This is a genomic window from Roseomonas gilardii (assembly GCF_001941945.1).
In the GTDB taxonomy this organism is placed as follows: domain Bacteria; phylum Pseudomonadota; class Alphaproteobacteria; order Acetobacterales; family Acetobacteraceae; genus Roseomonas.
Genome location: NZ_CP015583.1, coordinates 351316 through 369551, shown reverse-complemented (window position 1 = coordinate 369551; position 18236 = coordinate 351316). Strand labels below are relative to the sequence as shown.

The window sequence follows — 18236 nt, the reverse complement described above, 5'->3', positions numbered from 1 at the left end:
AATATAGGAATATTTTCCTTTTGTCAATATACCAACGAGCTTCCGACTCGTTGGGCTCGGCATCGCGGTCTCTGCCAAGGGTCTGGTGCGCGCCGAGGAAGCCACGTCGTTACCGTCGGCTTGGGCGCTATGCGACCACAACCGGAAACTTGCTAACGTGCTACCATCTGACCATGGCAATAGGCCTCGGCAAGATGGACGCCATGCAAGTTCGCCCCCTGGACGAGGGGGACATCCATGCAGCAATCCAAGCGGTCGGTGGCGCGTGGCTCCATGCCGACCCCACAGTGCGGAACGTCGTTGGCGCAGACTTCCGGCTTGGCACTTCCATTATTGAACTCAAGTGCCTTGACGAGGAAGGTTTCGAGAAGCCAGATCGCCAAGCGAAGCTCGCGCGCATCTTTCGGAGCCATACCCTCGACCGGCCTGTCGTCGTGCTCGACCGTGAGGCCCTCCCGGAGCAAGAACGCCGAGCGTTTGACCAAGCGGTCGTAGGCCCGATTAAGACAGCGGTTACCAAGGCGGCGAAGCAGCTAAAGCAGTCGAGGATAGAAGAGCCTGGGGCCGTGTGCTCCGTCCTATGGGTCGTAAATAATGGCTTCACTACACTAAGCCATCAGCAGATCGCGGCGCTTGCGGCGGCGCGGGCGAGGAACGACACATCCGAGATTGACGTTATCATCGTATCCGGCTGCTACTACCACTCTGACGGTTTCGATGGGTACTTTCTTTGGCCAATCGACATCGTTCCTCTAAATGCTGCGGTGCCTTTTCGTGAGGCCGATTTCGTCAGGGAGGCGTGGTCAGCCCTCACCGACGCCTTCATGACAGAGCTCTTTCGGCCTGAGAGCCTCTCAAAGGCGTCAAAAGGGCCGGTCCGCGACACACAGTTCGACGTTGACGGAGTGACTTACATCAGGCCTGCACCGGCCATCGGCGGAAAATCGCCCTTCTACATTCATGGGCGCCCGAGGCTGAACGGAACAGGCATGGAGTACTGCCCGCCAGTGGCGACCACCTTCCCTCTCGTCACCCGTCACGAATGGGAGGAACTCCGCAGGGAACTAGGCGACGACCCAGACCTCTGCGAGAGTTTAGAGGAATGGCGTCGGACGGAGGTGCAGGCCGAGGGACAGTCTACCCCGCTCGCACCCCTCGTGCGTGTTCGGACGCCCGTTCAGGCGTGGTGGTCGTGGTACTCGGAGGGGAACGGTAGCAGAACCGCGCAAGGCCTCTTTGGCTTCGCGAACCACCTCTTCAACGTGGAAGCCATGCGTCTCATCCAGGGTGCACGGGAACTGAGACCGTCACTTGTGGTTCCCGCTCGTTCCATGGTGGCCGTCACCGAGGTCATTGGCCAGAATATGGCTAATGACGTGTCGCACATCGTCAGGCTCACGGCAGGGACAGGCGGCACCAGCGAACACCCGCTTGTCGCAAATGAGCGCATGTTCCATGAGCACGCCCTCGGCCTTGGCGCCGCCTACGCCATCAGGCACAGCATTTCCACGCTCCTCTGGGTGAAAGACCTCCGCTATGCGTGGGTGTAGCTGCGGCTCGAGGTTCAGGGCAATCTTGATATCCTCATAGTGGAAGACCGCGTCGTCTGGCACCGGGCCTTCTCTATAGCCACTTCCTGTCCGCCTCGGTCGGCGATTGGCAAACGGACAGATATCCGCTTCCGAGAAGCCGGGTGGCTAAGCTAACCGTCCAGTATGGGCACACAGCGGAACTTAGGCGCAGCAAAAGCTATTGTCCGATGTCCCATCCATTGCGGTCCTCGCTGGCAAATACGAACTAGCAAACGGGAGGTCCAGGAACCTCAGGTTCCTGGCGGATGGGGGTTCGGGGGCAAGGCGGAGCCTTCCCCCGAGGACGGCGCGAGGCCGGAACACCCCTCCCCTCCCCCGGCGCGGCACGCCCCCCCCCCAGCCTCAATCTAGCGGATCGAACGGAAACCCCACCGGCAACAGGGCGCCGCGATGGGCGGCGATGGTGCTGTCCAGAAAGGCGACGGCGGCGCGGAGGCGCGGGCTGCGGCGCAGGTCCTCGTGGAAGAGGAGCCAGAGGGGGAGCGGTGTCATGGCGCGGGGGGCGGGCAGGCGGCGCAGGGCGGGATCGGATTCGCCGGAGAAGCAGGAGAGGAGGGTGGCGCCGAGGCCGGTGCGGGCGGCCTCCTGCAAGGCGTGCATGGAGTTGGCGCGGAGGGCGATGCGTTCCGGCGGGACGAGGTCGGCCAAATGGCGGTGGATGGCGGCGTGGCTGACGCTGTCGCCATAGGCGAGGAAGGGCTGGTCCTCGAAGGGGCGGGGGTCGTGGGCGGCGGCGTAGAAGGCGAAGGCGAGGCTGCCGAGGCGGCGGGCGACGAGGCCGGGGGTGTCGGGGCGGGAAAGGCGGAGGGCGAGGTCGGCCTCTCTCCGCGAGAGGTCGAAGGCGCGGGCGTCGCCGACGAGCTCGACCTGGAGGCCGGGGTTCTGGGCCAGGAAGGGGGCGAGGCTGGGGGCGATGAGCGACGTGGCGAGGTGGGGGGTGGTGGTGAGGCGGATGGTGCCGGTGAGGCCGCAGGGGGCGCCGTCGAGGCGGCGGAGGAGGCCGGTGACCTCCGCCTCCATACGGGCGGCGGCGGCGAGGAGTTGTTCGCCGGTGGGGGTGGGGGTGAAGCCGTCCGGGGTACGGGTGAAGAGGGGAGTGTCGAGGTCGCGTTCGAGGGAGTCGAGGCGGCGGGCGATGGTGGTGTGATCGACGCCGAGGCTGCGGGCAGCGGCGGAGAGGGTGCCGCCGCGGCGCAGGGCGAGGAGGGTGCGGAGGCGGTCCCAATCGGCGAGGGCGCGGTCGGGGTCGCGGGGGCGTGGTGCGGGGGTGTGGGGCGGCGGGGGGTTGCTCGGTGGGGTGGTGGTTGGGGGTGTGCGTTTCTGCGCGGGCATTGTGGGAAGAGGCGCGTTTCTTGTGCGGCTGTCCACGGTCATGTTGCAGGGTGTTGTGAGACAGCAATGGAGCGGTCCGATGATGCGGGTGCCGGTTTGGTTACAGGGCGGGGCGATGCTGGCGGGGACGGCGGTTGCCTGGGGCGGGATGTTCGCGGTGACGAAGCCGCTGATGGGTGTGGTGGACCCGTTCACGCTGACGCTGCTGCGATACGGCGTGACGGCGCCGGTGTTCCTGGTGCTGCTGGTGCTGGTGGAAGGGGTGGGCGCGCTGCGGCTGGAGGGGCGCGGGTGGCGGCTGTGGTGGCTGGGGACGCTGGGGTTTGCCGGGTTCGGGGTGCTGGCCTTCCTGGGGCTGCGGGTGGCGCAGCCGGAGCATGCGGCGGTGATCCCGGCGACGATGCCGCTGATCGCGGTGGCGGTGGCGGCGTGGCGGGCGCGGCGGTGGCCGGCGGGGCGGGTGCTGCTGGCGGTGGCGCTGGGGCTGGCGGGGGTGGTGCTGGTGGTGACGCGCGGGGCGCCGCTGGCGCTGGTGCAGGGCGGGGCCGGGCGCGGGGAGGCGCTGATCTTCATCGGGGCGGCGCTGTGGGTGTTCTACACGCTGGGGGCGGCGGCTTTCCCGGGGTGGTCGGGGCTGCGGTACACGGCTTTGAGTTGTGCGCTGGGGGTGCTGACCATCCTGGCGCTGGATGTGGCGGCGTTCGCGGGGGGCTGGGCGCAATGGCCGGGGGGCGCGGTGCTGGCGGGGGCCTGGCCGGAGCTGGGGTATCTGATCGGCGTGGCCTCGGTGCTGGGGGTGCTCGGCTGGAATGCCGGGATGCGGGCGATGGGGGCGGCGCGGGGGGTGTTGTTCATCAATCTGGTGCCGGTGACGGCCTTCGTGGTCGCTGTCGTGGGTGGGCGCGTGCCGGTGGGGGCGGAGCTGGCGGGGGTGGCGCTGGTGATCGGGGCGCTGGTGCTGAACAGCCTGGCGGGGGTGGCGCGCGGGGCCGGGGCGGTGCCGCGGGAGGCGGTGGTGGCCGCGGGTTGCGGGGCGCGGAAGGCGGAGATGGTGGTGCCGGGGCGGTAGGCGGGGTTTGCCGGGCGGGTGGCGCCGGGCTTCGGGGGGTGCCGCTCGTGGGGTTGATTCCCTGGGGGCGGTTCTTCCGGGGCTGATTCTTTGGGGCTGCCTTCCCGGAGGTGGGTCCGGGGCGTGGTCCCTGCCCTGTTTCCGGGATGGCGTGGATGGGGGAGTCCCGGAGGGGCTCCCCTTTTTCGTGCTTGTGTCAGGGGGTGCGGATCAGGACCAGGGGTGGCGGGGAAGGCGGCGGGGCCGGGCGGACGAGGATGGCGGTGGCCAGGACGGCCAGGAGGGTGGCGGCTCCTAGGCGCAGCGGGCGCTGCCAGGCCAGGGCGGCGCGGCGGGCCAGGGGGCGGGACAGGAGCTGGGCGATGCCCAGGAAGAAGAGCAGCGCGGTGAGGGCGACGCCGGGGATGGCGAGGGGGACGAGGCCGGAGCCCTCGGCACGGAGCTGGGCGAAGGCGCCGGCGAAGAAGCTGGTGGTCACCGGGTTGGCGGCGGCGGTGCAGAAGCCGGCGCCGAAGGCCATGAGCCCTTCGGCCTGGAAGCGGGCGGGCGGGGTTTCGGGGATGCCAGCCGTGGGGGCATGGGGCGCGGGGCTGGCCGGGCGGGGCCAGGCGAGGGAGGCGGCGGTGCCGAGGAGGAGGAGGGCGCCGATCCCGTGCAAGGTGCCGGGCAGGCCGGGGAGGCGGGCGGTGGCCTCCAGGGTCAGGGCGATGGCGGCGGCCAGGGTGGCGGCGCCGAGGGCGATGCCGGCGCAGAGGGGTGCGGCGCCACGGGGGCCGCGCAGGGCGGAGACGAGGCCGACGGCCAGGAGGTTGGGGCCGGGGATGGCGAGGATGGCGGCGTAGCCGAGGAGGAAGAGCAGCAGGGACGAGAGGGCTGGCAGCGGGTGCGGGCTGGCGAGGTGGCCGGTGATCATGGCGGGGCTTCGCTTTCCTGTTCCTCCGGGCGATCCGTGGGCGGGGCCGGGGGTGGCGCCGGATGGGGCGGGTCCGGGGAGGAATGAAGCCGTTGGGCGGGTGTGGCGCGTCCTGCGTTCGGAGGAGTTTGGTGCGAAATCGTACCAATTTGATCGGGCAGGTCCGGCCCGCGACGGGCGGGCCGGGTGCCTGTCGGGGATCGGCCCGGTTCAGCCGGCGCTGGTGATGTTGTTGGCCTTGACCACTTGCCCCCAGCGGGCGTGGTCGCTGCGGACGAGCTTGTCGAAGCTTTCCGGCGTGCCGCCGCCGGGCTCGTCGCCCTGGCTGGTGATGCGGTCGCGCACGGCGGGGTCGGAGAGGGCCTCGTTGAGGGCGGCGTTGACCCGGGCCACGACCTCGGGCGGGGTGCCGCGGGGGCCGGAGATGCCGATCCAGGAGCTGACGATGAAGTCGTCGAGGCCCTGTTCCTGGGCGGTCGCGGCATCGGGGAAGGCGGGGACGCGCTTCTCGCTGGTGACCATGATGGCGCGGATCTGGTTGGCCTTGACGAAGGGCGCGACCACGGAGGCGGCGTCGAACATCATGGGGAAGCGGCCGGCGATGAAGTCCTGCATGGCGGGGCCGGAGCCACGGTAGGGGATGCTCTGCATCGCGGGCAGGCCGGCACGGGCGCGGAAGAGTTCCGAGGTGCAGTGGGAGAGACTGCCGGCGGAGGCGATGCCGTAGTCGGGGATGTCCTTCTGGGCTTTCACCCAGGCGGTGAATTCCGCGATGTTCCGGGCCGGGACGGAGGGGTGGACGCAGAGGACCATGGCCGAGCGCAGGGCGAGGCCGATGTTCACCATCTCCAGCGGATTGACGGTCATGTTGGGGAAGGTGTGGGGGTTGATGGCCATGGGGGAGGAGTTGGAGGCCATCAGGGTGTAGCCGTCGGGCTTCGCGCGCACGACCACCTCGGTGGCGAGGTTGCCGCCGGCGCCGCCGCGGTTCTCGATCACCAGGGTCTGGCCGAGGACCTTGCCGATGCCGGGCTGAACGATGCGAGCGGCGAAGTCGGTCTGGCCGCCGGGCGGGAAGCCGACCACCAGGGTGACGGGGCGGGTGGGCCAGCCGGCCTGGGACCGGGCGGGGCGCGAGGTGGCCACGAAGGGGGCCGCCAGGGCGGCGAGGCCCAGGGTGCGGCCGAGGGCGGCGCGTCGCGAAAGGTCTCGGGATGACATGCGCGGTTCTGTCTTTCTGTCCTGGACGGAGGGCCGGTGGGTCCGGCCTTGTTCGCGGCCGCCGGATTCGGCGGAGCGGCGGGGCGATTCCAGCGCATCATTACGAATACTGCATGAATCGTCCATGCGGTTCCGGCGGTCGGAGTGGCCGGGCGCAAACGTCACAGGAGCGTCACACGCGGTGGCGCGGGGAGCGGTTACATCCGCCGCCGCCTGAGATCACAGAATCCGGAGTGCGGATGCGTCGCCTTCTGCTTGCCGCCACCTGCCTGGCCCTGCCCTGCCTGGTGGGCGGCTTCCTGTTCCTGTCGCCGGCGGCGCGTGCCGCGGAGCCGCAGATCACCATCCTGGACGACCACGATCCGGGCATGAGGCTCGGGACGGTACGCTTTCCGGATGGCAAGACGCTGGAGCTGACGGTGGGGATCGGCTCCGCTGCCTATCGCCGGCCGGGGGATGCGCCGGACATCGTCTATACGATGTCCGACCGGGGGCCGAACTTCACCTGCGAGGAAGGGGTGAAGATCACCGGGCTGGCGATCGGGAAGCTCTGCGCGCCGGACGAGAAGGGGCGGGTCTATCCGGTGCCGTCCTACAGCCCGACGATCTATGGGGTGATGCTGGACCCGGCGGCGAAGCGCTTCCGCGTCTTCGAGGCGATCGCGATCAAGGGGCAGGACGGGCGGCCGGTGACGGGGCTGACGAACCCCCTGCCCGGCCGTACCGAGACGCCGATCGATGCCGAGGGGAAGAAGCTGGACTTCGATCCTTCCGCGCTGGACGCGGAAGGGCTGTTCCGCGCGCCGGACGGGAGCTTCTGGATCGGCGAGGAGAATGCGCCCTCCATCGTGCATATCGGCGCGGATGGGCGGGTGCTGCGGCGCTATGTGCCGGCGGGCGGCAGCAAGGCGGAGCTGGCGGGGGCACGTTACGAGGTGGCGGACACGCTGCCGGCGATCCTGGCGAAGCGGCAGTCGAACCGGGGGATCGAGAGCCTGACCGGCGTGCCGGATGGCAGCGCACTCTATGCGATGGTGCAGAACCCGCTGGCGAACCCGGATGCGGCGGCCTACCGCAAGGCGCGGAACACGCGGCTGCTGCGCTTCGACCCGGCGACGGGGAAGGTGACGGGCGAGTGGGTGTACCAGCTGGAGGACCCGCGTTCCTTCCGGCTGGACCCTTCGGAGAACCAGTCGGCGCCGCGGATCAGCGAGATGACCTGGCTGGGGCCGGACCGGCTGCTGGTGCTGGAGCGCACGGACGGCACGACGAAGCTGTTCGAGGTGAAGCTGAACGACGGCGCCACCGACATCGCGGGCGGCCAGTGGGACGACCCGCAGACGCGGCCGACGCTGGAGCAGAGCAACGAGCTGTCGGGGACGGGTGTCACGCCGCTGCGCAAGCGGCTGGTGCTGGACACCGCCGACCACAAGGATCTGCCGGTGAAGCTGGAGGGGATGGCGATCCTGCCCGACGACACGCTGCTGCTGGTGAACGACGACGATTTCGGCATCAGCGGGGAGCGCACGCGGATCGTGCTGGTGCGCGGGCTGGGGCTGAACGCCGGGAAGTAGAGGGATGGGCCGGGGACCGCGGCGCTTTCGGCTCCCCGTGCCCGCCCTGCCCCGGGGGCGGCATCGGGGGCGACATCGGCGGCGTCATCGGGAGTGAGCGGGTGGACGGCCCCCGTGCGGTATCGATGTACCAGGCCCGTGGCTGTTGAGGCCAGCGGGCAAAGGGAACCGTCCGCCGACAGTCTGGCAGGTCCGGACCGGACATCGTCAGCGGAATCCGGCGGCCCAAGCCTTCAGGCGGGGTTCCGTGAGCCTGCCGCCCGCCCGGCCTCGGGTCCTGGCGCTTCGGCGAAGCAACGGCCCATCGCGAAGGCCTTTCCAGGAATGGAGAAGGCGAGGTTGGCGGCTGCGTCTTCGCCATGCGGGTGAATTCCAGGGGACCCACAACGGGGATTCGTTTTGGACCCGCAGTTTTTGCTGTTGCAATTGCTTCTCTTTATCATAGACGGCGATAACGGGGTGGCCCTCGCCCCTTTCCGAGCCAGCAAAGGCCGCCCCATGTCCTCCGCCGTCCTCACCAAGCGTTCCCTCCTGGCCCTGGCAGGCAGCGCCTTGCTGCCCATGACATCGCGGGCGGCGCAGGGGGTGGACATCCGCGACATCGCCGGGCGCGACGTGCGGCTGGCGGGGCCGGCGCGGCGGATGATCCTGGGCGAAGGGCGGCAGATGTATCTGGTGGCGGCGCTGGAGACCGCCGATCCCTTCGCGCGGGTGGTCGGCTGGCGGGACGATTTCCGCAAGGCGGACCTTGATGGCTACGGCGCCTATCTGCGGCGCTATCCCCAGATCGAGCGGCTGCCCACCTTCGGCGGGGCCAAGGAGGGCACCTTCGATGTCGAGCAGGCCATCGGGCTGAAGCCCGACGTGGTGGTGATGAACCTAGAATCGAAGCCGGCCACCGATGGGCAGGGGCTGATCGAAAAGCTGGGCGCGGTGGGCATCCCGGTGGTGTTCATCGATTTCCGCGAGCGGCCCTTCGAGCATGCCGAGCGCAGCATCGCCATCATGGGGCAGGTGATGGGGCTGGAGGCGCGGGCGGCGGAGCTGATCGTCTTCCGCCGGGCGGAGATGGAGAAGGTGACCGGCCGCCTGGCGGGGTTCGCGGGGCACCGGCCGCGCGTGATGGTGGAACGCGCGGCGGGGTATGACGAGACCTGCTGCATGTCCTTCGGCGACGAGAATTTCGGCCGGATGGTCACGGTGGCGGGGGGCGAGAACATCGCCTCGCGCCTGATCCCCGGCACCTTCGGCGTGATCAACCCGGAGCAGGTGATCGCCGCCGAGCCGGAGGTGGTGGTCGTGACCGGGAGCAACTGGGTGCTCTATGCGCCGGACGGGCAATGGGTGGGCGTCGGCCCCGGTGCCGATCCGGCCCAGGCGCGGGCGAAGCTGGCGCGGCTGATGGAGCGCCCGGCCTATCGCACGCAGGCGGCGGTGCGCGCCCGGCGGGTGCATGCGATCTGGCACCAGTTCTACGACAGCCCCTATCAGTTCGTGGCGGTGCAGGCGCTGGCGAAATGGCTGCACCCGGAACTCTTCGCCGATCTGGACCCGGACGCGACCTTCCGCGCCTTCCACGAGCGGTTCCTGCCGGTGCCTTACCAGCCGGGCTACTGGGCCTCGCTCTGAGAGGCGGGGCTGAGGCTGAACCAGGGGAGGCTGGCCGGTGCCTCCGCATCGGAGCTTCCCCGTTGAAGCCTCCCCTGGGCACGCTCCCCTGGGCAAGGCCGGCGGAAGCCCTACCTTTCGCGGCGATGCGAGGCAGGAGGGACGGCATGGCCGGGATCGACGGGTTCACCGCGAGGACGCTGCGGGGGGAGGAGGTTTCCCTGGCGGATTACGCGGGGCAGGTGCTGCTGATCGTGAACACCGCGAGCAAATGCGGCTTCACCCCGCAATATGCGGGACTGGAGGCACTGTACCGGACGTATTCGGGGCGGGGCCTCGCGGTGCTGGGCTTTCCCTGCAACCAGTTCGGCGGGCAGGAGCCGGGCGGCGAGGCGGAGATCGCGGATTTCTGCAGCACCACCTATGACGTCACCTTTCCGGTTTTCGCCAAGGTGGAAGTGAACGGGCCGGGGGCGCATCCGCTGTTCCAGTGGCTCAAGAGCGCGCAGCGGGGCGTGCTAGGCACCGAGGCGATCAAGTGGAACTTCACCAAGTTCCTGGTGGACCGGGAGGGGGCGGTGGTGGACCGCTTCGCGCCCACGACGAAGCCCGCCGAGCTGGAGAAGCGGATCGAGGCGCTGCTGTAGCGCGGCTCCGTCGCGGGGGCGCCCCCGGCGGGGAGGTCAGCCAGGGCGTGTCGCGAAGACCTCCCTGGCGGCGGCCAGCCCGTTCAGCGCCGCCGGGAAGCCCGCATAGACCGCCATCTGCATGATGATCTCGACGATCTCGTCCTGGCTCAGCCCCACGTTCAGCCCCGCCTGGATATGCACCCGCAACTGCGGCGCCGCGTTTCCCATCGCCGTCAGCGCGGCGACGGTCGCGATCTCGCGGCTCCGGAGATCGAGCCCGGGGCGGGAATAGATGTCCCCGAACGGGAATTCGAGCAGGTAGCGCGCGAAGTCCGGCGCGATGCCGGCCAGCGAATCGATGACGGCCTGTCCGGCATGGCCATCGATCTCAGCGAGGGCGCGCAGGCCCCGTTCGTAGCGGCTTCCGGCCTCGGGATGTGTCGGCGTCATCGGTTTGCTCCATCCTGGGATGATCGCCGTAGTCGGCGATCTTGCTGTCGAGGACGGACAGGCACGCCTGGAGTTCGGCCATCTGCTGCCGGACATGCTCGCGGTGCCGGCGGAGGAGGGCCTCCCGTTCCGGCTCGCTCGCGATCCCCTGCGGGCGCAGCGTGGCATACCGGACCATCTCCCGGACCGGCATGCCGGTCCGCCGCAGACGTCCGACGAACTCGATCCAGGGCAGGATCGAGGCGTCGTATTCGCGCTGCCTCGACGAATCCCGCGATGCCCTTGGCAGCAACCCGATCCGTTCATAGTAGCGCAGCGTATGGGCCGTCAGCCCGGTGCGCCTGGACAGGTCGCCGATCTTCATCCTGTGCCTTGTCCCACCTGACGCCAGGGTTGCTACGACTTCGAGCGCACTCGAAGTCAAGGCGCTTTTCAGGATGCTTTTTCCGGCCCGGGAAGGGTTCAGCCGGCGTCCTGCTGGAAGAAGCGAACGCTCCTGCCGGTGACGAGGTCCGGCACGCCGTCGCGGAAGGGCAGGTAGTGCGGCATGGTCAGGTGGGTCTCGAAGGCGGCGCGGCTGTCATAGACCTCGTGCAGCACGGCGAGGGTCTCGTCCTCTTCCGAGAGGAGCAGGTCGAACTGGCGGCAGCCGGGTTCGTTGGCGACGGAGCCCTGAGCGTCGGCGCGGGCGAGCGCGATGAAGCGGGCGCGACCCTCGGGCTTCAGGCGGAATTCGGCGAGCACGACGAAGCGGGTCTGCGGCATGGTGGCCTTTCCTGGTGGTCCGGTTCCGGCCCCCGCGAGGCGCGCCCGAATGGGGCCTGCCCGTGGGGGTCTGACATGAGGCCCCTGGCGCGGTCCGGGGTCAATCTTCGCGGGGCGGTGAGGGCCCTCCCCTGCCCCTCCCCTCAGCCCGTGGGGAGGCAGAGGGTGTCGCCGCCTTCCACCGCCGCCCCAGCCGCCCGCAGCGCCTCCTGCCGCGCCGGGGCGATCGCGAAGCCGGGTTCCAGCAGGGCGCCGCGCAGCCGGAGCACCGGCGGCGCTTCCGTGGGCATGTCCTGCATCAGCGCCAGCAGGGCGGCGTCCAGGGTCGGACGGCGGACCAGGATCTCGGCGGCCTCCTCCCCGGCCTTCCCCCCGGTCTCCAGCGTGAGCTTGCGGCCGGCCGCCAGGCTGAGCAGCGGCAGCAGGTCCCGCAGATAGGAGGCGGCGCGGATGGGCGCGGCCTGCTCGGCCCGGGTCAGGGCCAGGAGGCTGCGCATCAGCCGGTCGTATTCCTCGGCCGCCTCCAGGGCACGGGCGATCTGCCGGCCGCCGCGCTCGGCCGGGGGGATGACGCGCGCCACCGATTCGAGGTTCATCAGCAGGACCATGGCGAGGTTGTTCGCGGCATGGCGCACGGGGCTGAACAGGAAGGACAGCTCCGCCAGGGTGGGATTCAGGGGGGAATCCGGCGGGAGGACGGCCGGGGTCTCTCCGGCGGGCGTCTCCGGCTTCATCGCGGGATCTCCTCAAGGATCTCATGGAAGAGGCGGGCCGGCAGGGTGCCGCCCTGGACGTCGTTCATGGGCGTGGCGTCGTCGTTGCCGAGCCAGACCCCGATCACGGTGCGACCGGAGAAGCCGATGAACCAGGCGTCGCGCGAATCCTGGGTGGTGCCGGTCTTGCCGCCCACCGGGCGGCCGGGGACGGCGGCGGCGCGGGCGGTGCCTCGGGCAACGACGCTCTCCAGCGCGCGGCGGATGGCATAGGCCTGGTCCGCCGTCATCACGCGGGCCGGGTCGGGCGGCGGCAGGGCGCGCAGGGCGTTGCCGCTGCGGGCGGCGGCGAGGCCGAACGGTTCCACATGCAACCCTCCATTGGCGAAAGCGGCGTAGGCGGAGACAAGTTCCAGCAGGGATGCCTGCCCCGTGCCAAGGGCCACGGTGGCGTCCTGCGGGAAGGGGCCGGCGAGGCCCAGGCGCTGCGCCACGGCGATCGCGGGCTTCGGCCCGCCGGCGCGGAGCAGGGCGCGCACCGCGGCGGTGTTGACGCTGTGGACCAGCATGTCCTCCAGCGTGATCTCTCCGCGGCTGGCCCAGTGGCCGTTGCCGGGGGACCAGTTGCCGAGGGTCAGGGGCGCGTCGGAAACGGTGGAGGCGATGTCCATGCCTGCCTCCAGCGCCGCCAGGACGACGAAGGGCTTGAAGGCGGAGCCCGGCTGGCGGCGCGCGTCCACAGCACGGTTAAACTGGCTGGTTCGGTAGGCGCGGCCACCGACCATGGCGCGCACGGCGCCGGTGGGGGCGTCCAGCACCAGCACGGCGCCGTCGCCCACCCCGGCCGCCGCGCCGGGGCCGGCGAGAAGGGCGTTCAGGCGGTTTTCCGCCACGGCCTGGACGCGGGCGTCGAGGGTGGTGCGCAGGACGAGGTCGGCGCTTTCCGGGAAGCGGCGGCCGAGTTCGTCCTGCACCCAGTCGGCGAACCAGCCGGCGTTGCGGCCCGGACGGGGCGGCAGGGCGATGCGGGCCGCCTCGCGCTCCGCCTGTTCGGGGGTGATCGCGCCGGTCTCGGCCATGGCGCGCAGCACCTCCTTCGTGCGGCGGATGGCGGCCTCCGGATCGGTGCGGGGGTTGAGGCGGGAGGGGGCCTTGGGCAACCCGGCCAGCATCGCCGCCTGCCACAGGTTCAGGCGGCGGGCGGAGAGGCCGAAATAGGCCCGCGCCGCCGCGTCCACGCCATAGACGCCGGAGCCGAGATAGACGCGGTTCAGGTAGATCTCCAGCAGCTCGGTCTTGGTGAAGCGGCGTTCCAGCCAGAGGGCCATCAGCACCTCCTGGGCCTTGCGGCGGAAGGAGCGGTCGGGGCTGAGAAAGAGGTTCTTGGCGAGCTGCTGCGTCAGGGTGGAGCCGCCCTGCACCACATGTCCGGCGCGCAGGTTGGCCCAGGCGGCGCGCAGCAGGCCCACCGGGTCGATGCCGGGATGGCCGAGGAAGCGCCGGTCCTCGATGGCCATCAGGGCCTGCGGCATGGCGGGGGGCAGTTCGCGCAGCCGCAGGGCCTCCCCATAGAGGTCGCCCTGGGTGGCGATCACGCGGCCGTCCAGGGCCTCCAGCGTCAGGGAGGGGCGGCGGGTGGCGGAAAGGGCCTTTTCCGGGGCGGGCAGGTCCCAGACCAGGGCCAGGGAGAGCAGGGCCGCGCCGATCGCGCCCCAGATGGCGAGCACCACGCCACGGCGCAGCCAGCGCCAGCCGCTGCGGCCGGGCCGCGCCCGCCGGTCGGGCGGCGGGGGGCGGCCGGGGCCATCCCGGTTGCCGCCGCGGGCGGTCTGCCGGATGCCGGGCCGGAACCCTTCCGGCGCGCGCGGAGCCGGCAGGCCGTCCGGATCGGGGGCGCGCCTCACGGGTCCGCCGTCACCGGGCGTGCCTCAGCGGGGATTCCGTGCGGCGGGCTGCTCCGGAGCGCTGTCCGGGGCCCGGCTGCGGGGTAGGCCTGGCTGGGGACGTGTCACCCACCCGCCGGGCGGGGTGCCGCCAGCAGCAGCCGGTTCAGCGGCTCCATCACCCCGCGCAGCGCGGCGAGGTCGCGGGCCACCTGTTCGCGGGAGGCGCCGCCCGCCACCACGGCATCGGCGATCTCGCCCAGGCTGCGTTGGCCGTCCACCCGGGCCAGGATGGCCGGGGCGAGGCGTGGCAGGGCCAGCGACATGCGGACGCCGTCGAAGTTCACCGGCAGCATGCCCTGGGGGGCCACGGCGCGGGCCAGGGCGGCACCGTCCATCTCGCGCAGCATGGGGACCGAATCGGGGTTGTCCCAGTCGGGCTCCGGCGCCGGGTCGCGGGTGCAGTAGGCGATGTGGATGCCCATGTTGCCCGCCACCGCCTCCGCCAGGGCGGCGCGGCCGATGGGGTCGAGGCGGGCGGCACGCTCGCGCAGGCGCGGGTCGGGCAGATAGCGGTCGGGGTCGTAGCGCAGGGGCTCCACGAGGCAGCGCAGGCGCAGGCCGGCGGCCCCGATCAGGGCGGCGAGCTGCGGCACGGTGTAGGCCACGTCGCGCGGGTTCAGCAGCAGGTCGTAGAGGCCGGCATCGCCGCCTTCGGTGTGGTCGGTGATCCAGGGGTTGCGGCGGAGCCAGGCGGTCTCGGGCGCCTGCTTCCAGAGGCGCTTGCCGATCTCCAGCCGGGTGGCGGGGGCTTCCTCGGGCGGGGTGAGGAGGCGCAGCGCGTCCTGGAGCATGTAGACGCCGGTGCGGCCATGCGGGGCATAGACCATCAGGCCGATGCCGCCGCCGGGGGCGAGCGAGGCGGCGAGGTTGCGCAGGCCCTGCAGCGGGTCGGGCAGGTGGTGCAGCACGCCGCAGCAGTCGATGTAGTCGAAGAGGCCGAGCTGGGGGTCGGGCAGGTCGAGGATCGAGCCCTCGGTGAAGCGGATGTTGCCGAGGCCGCGCTTCTCCGCCCGCGCCTGCGCCACCTTGCGCGCGGCGACGGAGCGGTCGAGCCAGACCACCTCCCCGGGGCGGCCGGCGCGGGCGAGGTGCTGGGCCAGCATGATGGTGCCGTCGCCCGAGCCGCCGCCGGCCATGAGCGCCCGCAGCGGCTGCGACTCCGGGCGGCGGGCGCCGAAGATCCAGTGGTCCACCTCCCGCAGGTGGGAGGGGCTGCCGATGATCAGGCGCCTGGCTTCGTCCGCCGGGTTGCGGGCGGGATAGGGGTAGCTGTCGTACTGGGCGGCGAGCTGGCGGTCGCGCTCGTCCGGAAGGGGTGGGGACTGGCCGGTCATGCGCGCATCCTGCATGGCCGGGGCTGATAAGGCGATGCGGCCGGGGCGCCAAGCGGGGATGCCGGGCGAAGGGGCCCCATGGAGGGCATGACGCGGGGCCGCAGGTGCTTTCTGGCGTGGGGCGGGGGGCCGTCCCGGCGGCGGGGAGCGTCGTTCCGGGGCGTCGTCCGGACCGGCCCGGCTGCGGAACATGGCTGATCCGGTCATCTCCGCGGTTGAACCGGGTGGCTTCGGGGCCTTATCTGCGGCGCCATGAAGCGATTGCTCCCTGTTCTTGCCCTCGCGCTCGTCTCCTTCGCCCAGATGCCGGAGGCGCATGCCCAGAATCGTGCCGCCGGTGGCCCGCAGCGCCTCGGCAACTTCGGCAGCTGGACCGCCGCGACCCATCAGGAGGGCGGCGGCAAGGTCTGCTATGCCTTCACCCGCGCGGCGAAGAGCGAGGGCGGCGGGGCGCGCCAGAACGTCATGCTGACGGTGACGCAGCGGCCGCAGGGGCGCGACCAGGTGGCGGCCTCGCTGGGCTATGCCTTCCGCCGCGAGAACAACCGGGATGCCGAGATCACCGGCGCGGTCGGCTCGAACGAGCTGCGTTTCTACGGCGTGCAGAACAATGCCTTCGCCCAGGAGGGTTCCGCCGCCGTGGCGGCCTTCAAGGCGGGACGCGACCTCGTGATCAAGGGGCCGGGGCCGCAGGGCAAGGGCGCCACCACCGATACCTTCTCCCTCAGCGGCTTCTCCGCGGCCTATGAGGCGATTTCCAAGGAATGTCCCCCCCGCCGATGAGCGACGCCGCCCTCCAGACCCGTGCCGATGCCGCGAACCCCGCCGAGCTGACCGAGGCCGAGGCCGCGCGCATCCTCGCCAAGTCGGCGATCTTCGCCCCGCCCCCGGCCACGCTGCCGGATGGGCGGCGCGACCTCGTCGGCCTGTCGCGGGCGGATCTGGAGGCGGAGATGGTGGCGATGGGTGAGAAGCCCTTCCGCGCCCGCCAGGTCTGGCACTGGATCTACCACCAGGGCGTGCGCGACTTCGCGCAGATGCCGACCATCGCGCGGCCGATGCAGCAGCGGCTGGCCGAGCGCTTCGTGGTGGGGCGGCCGGACGTGGCCACAGAGCAGCTTTCGAAGGACGGGACGCGCAAGTGGCTGTTCCGCTTCCGCGACGCGCAGCAGGTGGAAACGGTCTATATCCCCGACGGGCAGGAGGATCGCGGCGCGGTCTGCATCTCCACCCAGGTCGGCTGCACGCTCTCCTGCCGGTTCTGCCACACGGGCACGCAGAAGCTGGTGCGCAACCTGGGGGCCGCCGAGATCGTCGGCCAGTTCATGGCGGCGCGAGACAGCTATGGCGAGTGGCCCTCCCCCAAGGACGGCACGCCGCGCCATCTGAGCAACATCGTCGTGATGGGGATGGGCGAGCCGCTCTACAACTACGAGAACGTCGCCAAGGCGCTGACCATCGTGATGGACAACGAGGGGATCGGCCTGTCGCGACGGCGGATCACCCTGTCCACCTCCGGCGTCGTGCCGATGATGGACCGCTGCGGGCGGGAGCTGAATGTCGGCCTCGCCGTCAGCCTGCATGCGGTGACGGACGAGCTGCGCGACGAGATCGTGCCGCTGAACCGCAAGTATCCGATCGCCGAGCTGATGGCCGCCTGCCGCCGCTATCCCTCCGCGTCCAACGCCCGGCGCATCACCTTCGAATACGTGATGCTGGACGGGGTGAACGACAGCGAGGCCGAGGCGCGGGAGCTGGTGCGGCTGCTGAAGGGCATTCCGGCCAAGGTAAACCTGATCCCGTTCAATCCCTGGCCGGGCAGCGCTTACAAGACCTCGAAGCCCGAGGTGGTGCGGCGCTTCGCGGAGATCGTCAGCGATGCGGGGTATTCGGCGCCGATCCGCCGGCCGCGCGGGCGCGACATCCTGGCCGCCTGCGGGCAGTTGAAGACCGAGTCCGAGCGGCAGCGGCGGCCGGCGGCGCCAGCCGAAACGGTGGGCTGAGGCTCCGGAGGATATGGCAGGGGCAGTCGCTTCCCCTGCCCCGGCGTCCAGTGGGAAAGGCCGAGCCCCTTTCCCGGCGGGCGGCCACGAAGCGCGATGCGGAGATGGCCGGGAACCAAGGCCGTCATGCGCGGGGTGGGCGGCGATCGGGGAATGGCGTTCCTATATCCCTCCCGCATGACGGATGTCGCGACGCCGCCTCCGGCCCCTCCCCCAGCGCCCGCTCCGGGCGTTCCTCCTTCTGCCGCCCCTGCCGATCCAGGCGGGCTGGCGGAATTCGTGGCGCGGCATCCGCGCCTTTTCGTTCTGACCGGCGCCGGATGCAGCACCGGGTCCGGCATTCCCGACTATCGTGACGCGGACGGGCAGTGGAAGCGTGCCCAGCCGGTGACCTTGCAGGCCTTCCTGGGCAGCGAGGCCACGCGGCAGCGCTACTGGGCGCGCAGCCTGGTCGGGTGGCGGTTCTTCCGGCAGGTGCGGCCTAATGGCGCGCATGTGGCGCTGGCGCGGCTGGAGGAGCGGGGGCGGACCGAGCTGCTGCTGACCCAGAACGTGGATCGGTTGCACCAGGCGGCGGGCAGCCGGCAGGTGATCGACCTGCACGGGCGGCTGGACGTGGTGCGTTGCCTGAGCTGCGGCCATGAGATGCCGCGCGAGGCGATGCAGGCGGAGCTGCTGCGGCACAATCCGGACTGGGCCGGACTCGATGCCGGTGTCGCGCCGGATGGGGATGCCGATCTGGAGGGGCGGGATTTCGGCCGCTTCGTCGTGCCGGACTGCCCGGCCTGTGGCGGGCTGCTGAAGCCGGATGTGGTGTTCTTCGGCGAGAACGTGCCGCGGGAGCGGGTGGAGGAAGCCAGCCGGGCGCTGGAGCGCGCCGATGCCATGCTGGTCGTGGGCTCCTCGCTGATGGTCTATTCGGGCTTCCGCTTCGTGCAGGCGGCGGTGAAGGCCGGCAAGCCGGTGGCGGTGGTGAACCTGGGCCGGACCCGGGCGGACGGAGTGCTGGCGCTGAAGGTGGAGCAGGGTTGCGAGGAGGCGCTGGCCTTTCTGCTCTGACCGGGGGCGGCCTTGCGCTGTCCCCGGG

General features: G+C 71.0%; 17 protein-coding genes. 8 read left to right on the top strand and 9 right to left on the bottom strand.

The features are described from left to right. The first annotated feature begins 194 nt into the window (after nucleotides 1-194). The gene (locus RGI145_RS01650) at nucleotides 195-1550 is read left to right on the top strand and encodes a hypothetical protein (protein WP_075799741.1); all 1356 of its coding nucleotides are present in this window, start codon (nucleotides 195-197) and stop codon (nucleotides 1548-1550) included. Nucleotides 1551-1934: 384 nt separating this feature from the next. On the opposite strand, the gene RGI145_RS01645 is transcribed toward RGI145_RS01650, so the two are convergent. After that, entirely contained in the window at nucleotides 1935-2924 is a 990-nt protein-coding gene (locus RGI145_RS01645; RefSeq protein ID WP_167668220.1) for a LysR family transcriptional regulator, read from the bottom strand. Nucleotides 2925-3003: 79 nt separating this feature from the next. Here RGI145_RS01645 and RGI145_RS25995 point away from each other — a divergent pair, with 79 nt between their 5' ends. Beyond that, a complete protein-coding gene (locus tag RGI145_RS25995) occupies nucleotides 3004-3993 on the top strand; it encodes a DMT family transporter (RefSeq protein WP_083670274.1) in 990 nt (329 codons plus the stop codon). Nucleotides 3994-4189: 196 nt separating this feature from the next. Here the strand turns inward: RGI145_RS25995 and RGI145_RS01635 are convergent, their stop codons facing one another. After that, a complete protein-coding gene (locus RGI145_RS01635) occupies nucleotides 4190-4906 on the bottom strand; it encodes a LysE family transporter (protein ID WP_075796964.1) in 717 nt (238 codons plus the stop codon). A gap of 210 nt (nucleotides 4907-5116) precedes the next feature. Next, entirely contained in the window at nucleotides 5117-6127 is a 1011-nt protein-coding gene (locus RGI145_RS01630; protein WP_075796963.1) for a Bug family tripartite tricarboxylate transporter substrate binding protein, read from the bottom strand. Between the two features lie 239 nt (nucleotides 6128-6366). Here RGI145_RS01630 and RGI145_RS01625 point away from each other — a divergent pair, with 239 nt between their 5' ends. The 3 genes from RGI145_RS01625 (at nucleotide 6367) to RGI145_RS01615 (ending at nucleotide 9956) form a co-directional block, all read left to right on the top strand. Then, nucleotides 6367-7701, top strand: a complete 1335-nt coding sequence (locus RGI145_RS01625; RefSeq protein WP_075796962.1) for an esterase-like activity of phytase family protein — start codon at nucleotides 6367-6369, stop codon at nucleotides 7699-7701. Between the two features lie 498 nt (nucleotides 7702-8199). Then, the gene (locus RGI145_RS01620; RefSeq protein ID WP_075796961.1) at nucleotides 8200-9330 is read left to right on the top strand and encodes an ABC transporter substrate-binding protein; all 1131 of its coding nucleotides are present in this window, start codon (nucleotides 8200-8202) and stop codon (nucleotides 9328-9330) included. A gap of 146 nt (nucleotides 9331-9476) precedes the next feature. Next, nucleotides 9477-9956, top strand: coding sequence for a glutathione peroxidase (locus tag RGI145_RS01615; RefSeq protein WP_075796960.1), 480 nt, complete (start codon nucleotides 9477-9479; stop codon nucleotides 9954-9956). A gap of 36 nt (nucleotides 9957-9992) precedes the next feature. Here RGI145_RS01615 and RGI145_RS01610 read toward each other — a convergent pair whose 3' ends face one another. From RGI145_RS01610 to RGI145_RS01585, 6 genes are all read right to left on the bottom strand, one after another. Then, nucleotides 9993-10388: a carboxymuconolactone decarboxylase family protein gene (locus RGI145_RS01610; RefSeq protein WP_075796959.1), complete on the bottom strand. Its 396-nt coding sequence runs from the start codon at nucleotides 10386-10388 to the stop codon at nucleotides 9993-9995. Then, on the bottom strand, nucleotides 10327-10752 hold the full coding sequence (locus RGI145_RS01605; RefSeq protein WP_075796958.1) for a MerR family transcriptional regulator: 426 nt from the start codon (nucleotides 10750-10752) through the stop codon (nucleotides 10327-10329). Before RGI145_RS01605 ends, RGI145_RS01610 begins: the two co-directional genes overlap by 62 nt. Nucleotides 10753-10850: 98 nt before the next feature. Further along, entirely contained in the window at nucleotides 10851-11153 is a 303-nt protein-coding gene (locus RGI145_RS01600) for a putative quinol monooxygenase (protein WP_075796957.1), read from the bottom strand. A 143-nt stretch (nucleotides 11154-11296) separates the two neighbouring features. Next, nucleotides 11297-11887, bottom strand: coding sequence for a hypothetical protein (locus tag RGI145_RS01595; protein ID WP_075796956.1), 591 nt, complete (start codon nucleotides 11885-11887; stop codon nucleotides 11297-11299). Continuing rightward, complete coding sequence (locus tag RGI145_RS01590) at nucleotides 11884-13770, bottom strand: transglycosylase domain-containing protein (RefSeq protein WP_237183164.1); 1887 nt, start codon at nucleotides 13768-13770, stop codon at nucleotides 11884-11886. The genes RGI145_RS01595 and RGI145_RS01590 overlap by 4 nt, the downstream gene beginning before the upstream one ends. Before the next feature lie 104 nt (nucleotides 13771-13874). After that, nucleotides 13875-15146 (bottom strand): methyltransferase, encoded by a 1272-nt coding sequence (locus RGI145_RS01585; RefSeq protein WP_075796955.1) that lies wholly within the window; start codon nucleotides 15144-15146, stop codon nucleotides 13875-13877. 252 nt (nucleotides 15147-15398) lie between these two features. Here RGI145_RS01585 and RGI145_RS01580 point away from each other — a divergent pair, with 252 nt between their 5' ends. The 3 genes from RGI145_RS01580 to RGI145_RS01570 all read left to right on the top strand — a co-directional run bounded on the left by RGI145_RS01580 (nucleotide 15399) and on the right by RGI145_RS01570 (nucleotide 18208). After that, nucleotides 15399-15929, top strand: coding sequence for an invasion associated locus B family protein (locus RGI145_RS01580; protein WP_075796954.1), 531 nt, complete (start codon nucleotides 15399-15401; stop codon nucleotides 15927-15929). After that, nucleotides 15926-17149 carry a dual-specificity RNA methyltransferase RlmN gene (gene rlmN, locus RGI145_RS01575; protein ID WP_156878397.1) on the top strand — a complete coding sequence of 408 codons (1224 nt, stop codon included), beginning with the start codon at nucleotides 15926-15928 and terminating at the stop codon, nucleotides 17147-17149. The genes RGI145_RS01580 and rlmN overlap by 4 nt, the downstream gene beginning before the upstream one ends. 279 nt (nucleotides 17150-17428) lie before the next feature. Beyond that, nucleotides 17429-18208, top strand: coding sequence for an NAD-dependent protein deacetylase (locus tag RGI145_RS01570; RefSeq protein WP_237183163.1), 780 nt, complete (start codon nucleotides 17429-17431; stop codon nucleotides 18206-18208). Nucleotides 18209-18236: the final 28 nt, after the last annotated feature.

What these genes read in the sequence shown, in the direction of transcription:
- RGI145_RS01635 (WP_075796964.1), bottom strand. Translation starts at nt 4,906, where the DNA reads ATGATCACCGGCCACCTCGCCAGCCCGCACCCGCTGCCAGCCCTCTCG.
- RGI145_RS01595 (WP_075796956.1), bottom strand. Translation starts at nt 11,887, where the DNA reads ATGAAGCCGGAGACGCCCGCCGGAGAGACCCCGGCCGTCCTCCCGCCG.
- RGI145_RS01615 (WP_075796960.1), top strand. Translation starts at nt 9,477, where the DNA reads ATGGCCGGGATCGACGGGTTCACCGCGAGGACGCTGCGGGGGGAGGAG.
- RGI145_RS01625 (WP_075796962.1), top strand. Translation starts at nt 6,367, where the DNA reads ATGCGTCGCCTTCTGCTTGCCGCCACCTGCCTGGCCCTGCCCTGCCTG.
- RGI145_RS01645 (WP_167668220.1), bottom strand. Translation starts at nt 2,924, where the DNA reads ATGCCCGCGCAGAAACGCACACCCCCAACCACCACCCCACCGAGCAAC.
- RGI145_RS01600 (WP_075796957.1), bottom strand. Translation starts at nt 11,153, where the DNA reads ATGCCGCAGACCCGCTTCGTCGTGCTCGCCGAATTCCGCCTGAAGCCC.
- RGI145_RS01580 (WP_075796954.1), top strand. Translation starts at nt 15,399, where the DNA reads ATGAAGCGATTGCTCCCTGTTCTTGCCCTCGCGCTCGTCTCCTTCGCC.
- RGI145_RS01610 (WP_075796959.1), bottom strand. Translation starts at nt 10,388, where the DNA reads ATGACGCCGACACATCCCGAGGCCGGAAGCCGCTACGAACGGGGCCTG.
- rlmN (WP_156878397.1), top strand. Translation starts at nt 15,926, where the DNA reads ATGAGCGACGCCGCCCTCCAGACCCGTGCCGATGCCGCGAACCCCGCC.
- RGI145_RS01630 (WP_075796963.1), bottom strand. Translation starts at nt 6,127, where the DNA reads ATGTCATCCCGAGACCTTTCGCGACGCGCCGCCCTCGGCCGCACCCTG.
- RGI145_RS01650 (WP_075799741.1), top strand. Translation starts at nt 195, where the DNA reads ATGGACGCCATGCAAGTTCGCCCCCTGGACGAGGGGGACATCCATGCA.
- RGI145_RS01620 (WP_075796961.1), top strand. Translation starts at nt 8,200, where the DNA reads ATGTCCTCCGCCGTCCTCACCAAGCGTTCCCTCCTGGCCCTGGCAGGC.
- RGI145_RS25995 (WP_083670274.1), top strand. Translation starts at nt 3,004, where the DNA reads ATGATGCGGGTGCCGGTTTGGTTACAGGGCGGGGCGATGCTGGCGGGG.
- RGI145_RS01605 (WP_075796958.1), bottom strand. Translation starts at nt 10,752, where the DNA reads ATGAAGATCGGCGACCTGTCCAGGCGCACCGGGCTGACGGCCCATACG.
- RGI145_RS01585 (WP_075796955.1), bottom strand. Translation starts at nt 15,146, where the DNA reads ATGACCGGCCAGTCCCCACCCCTTCCGGACGAGCGCGACCGCCAGCTC.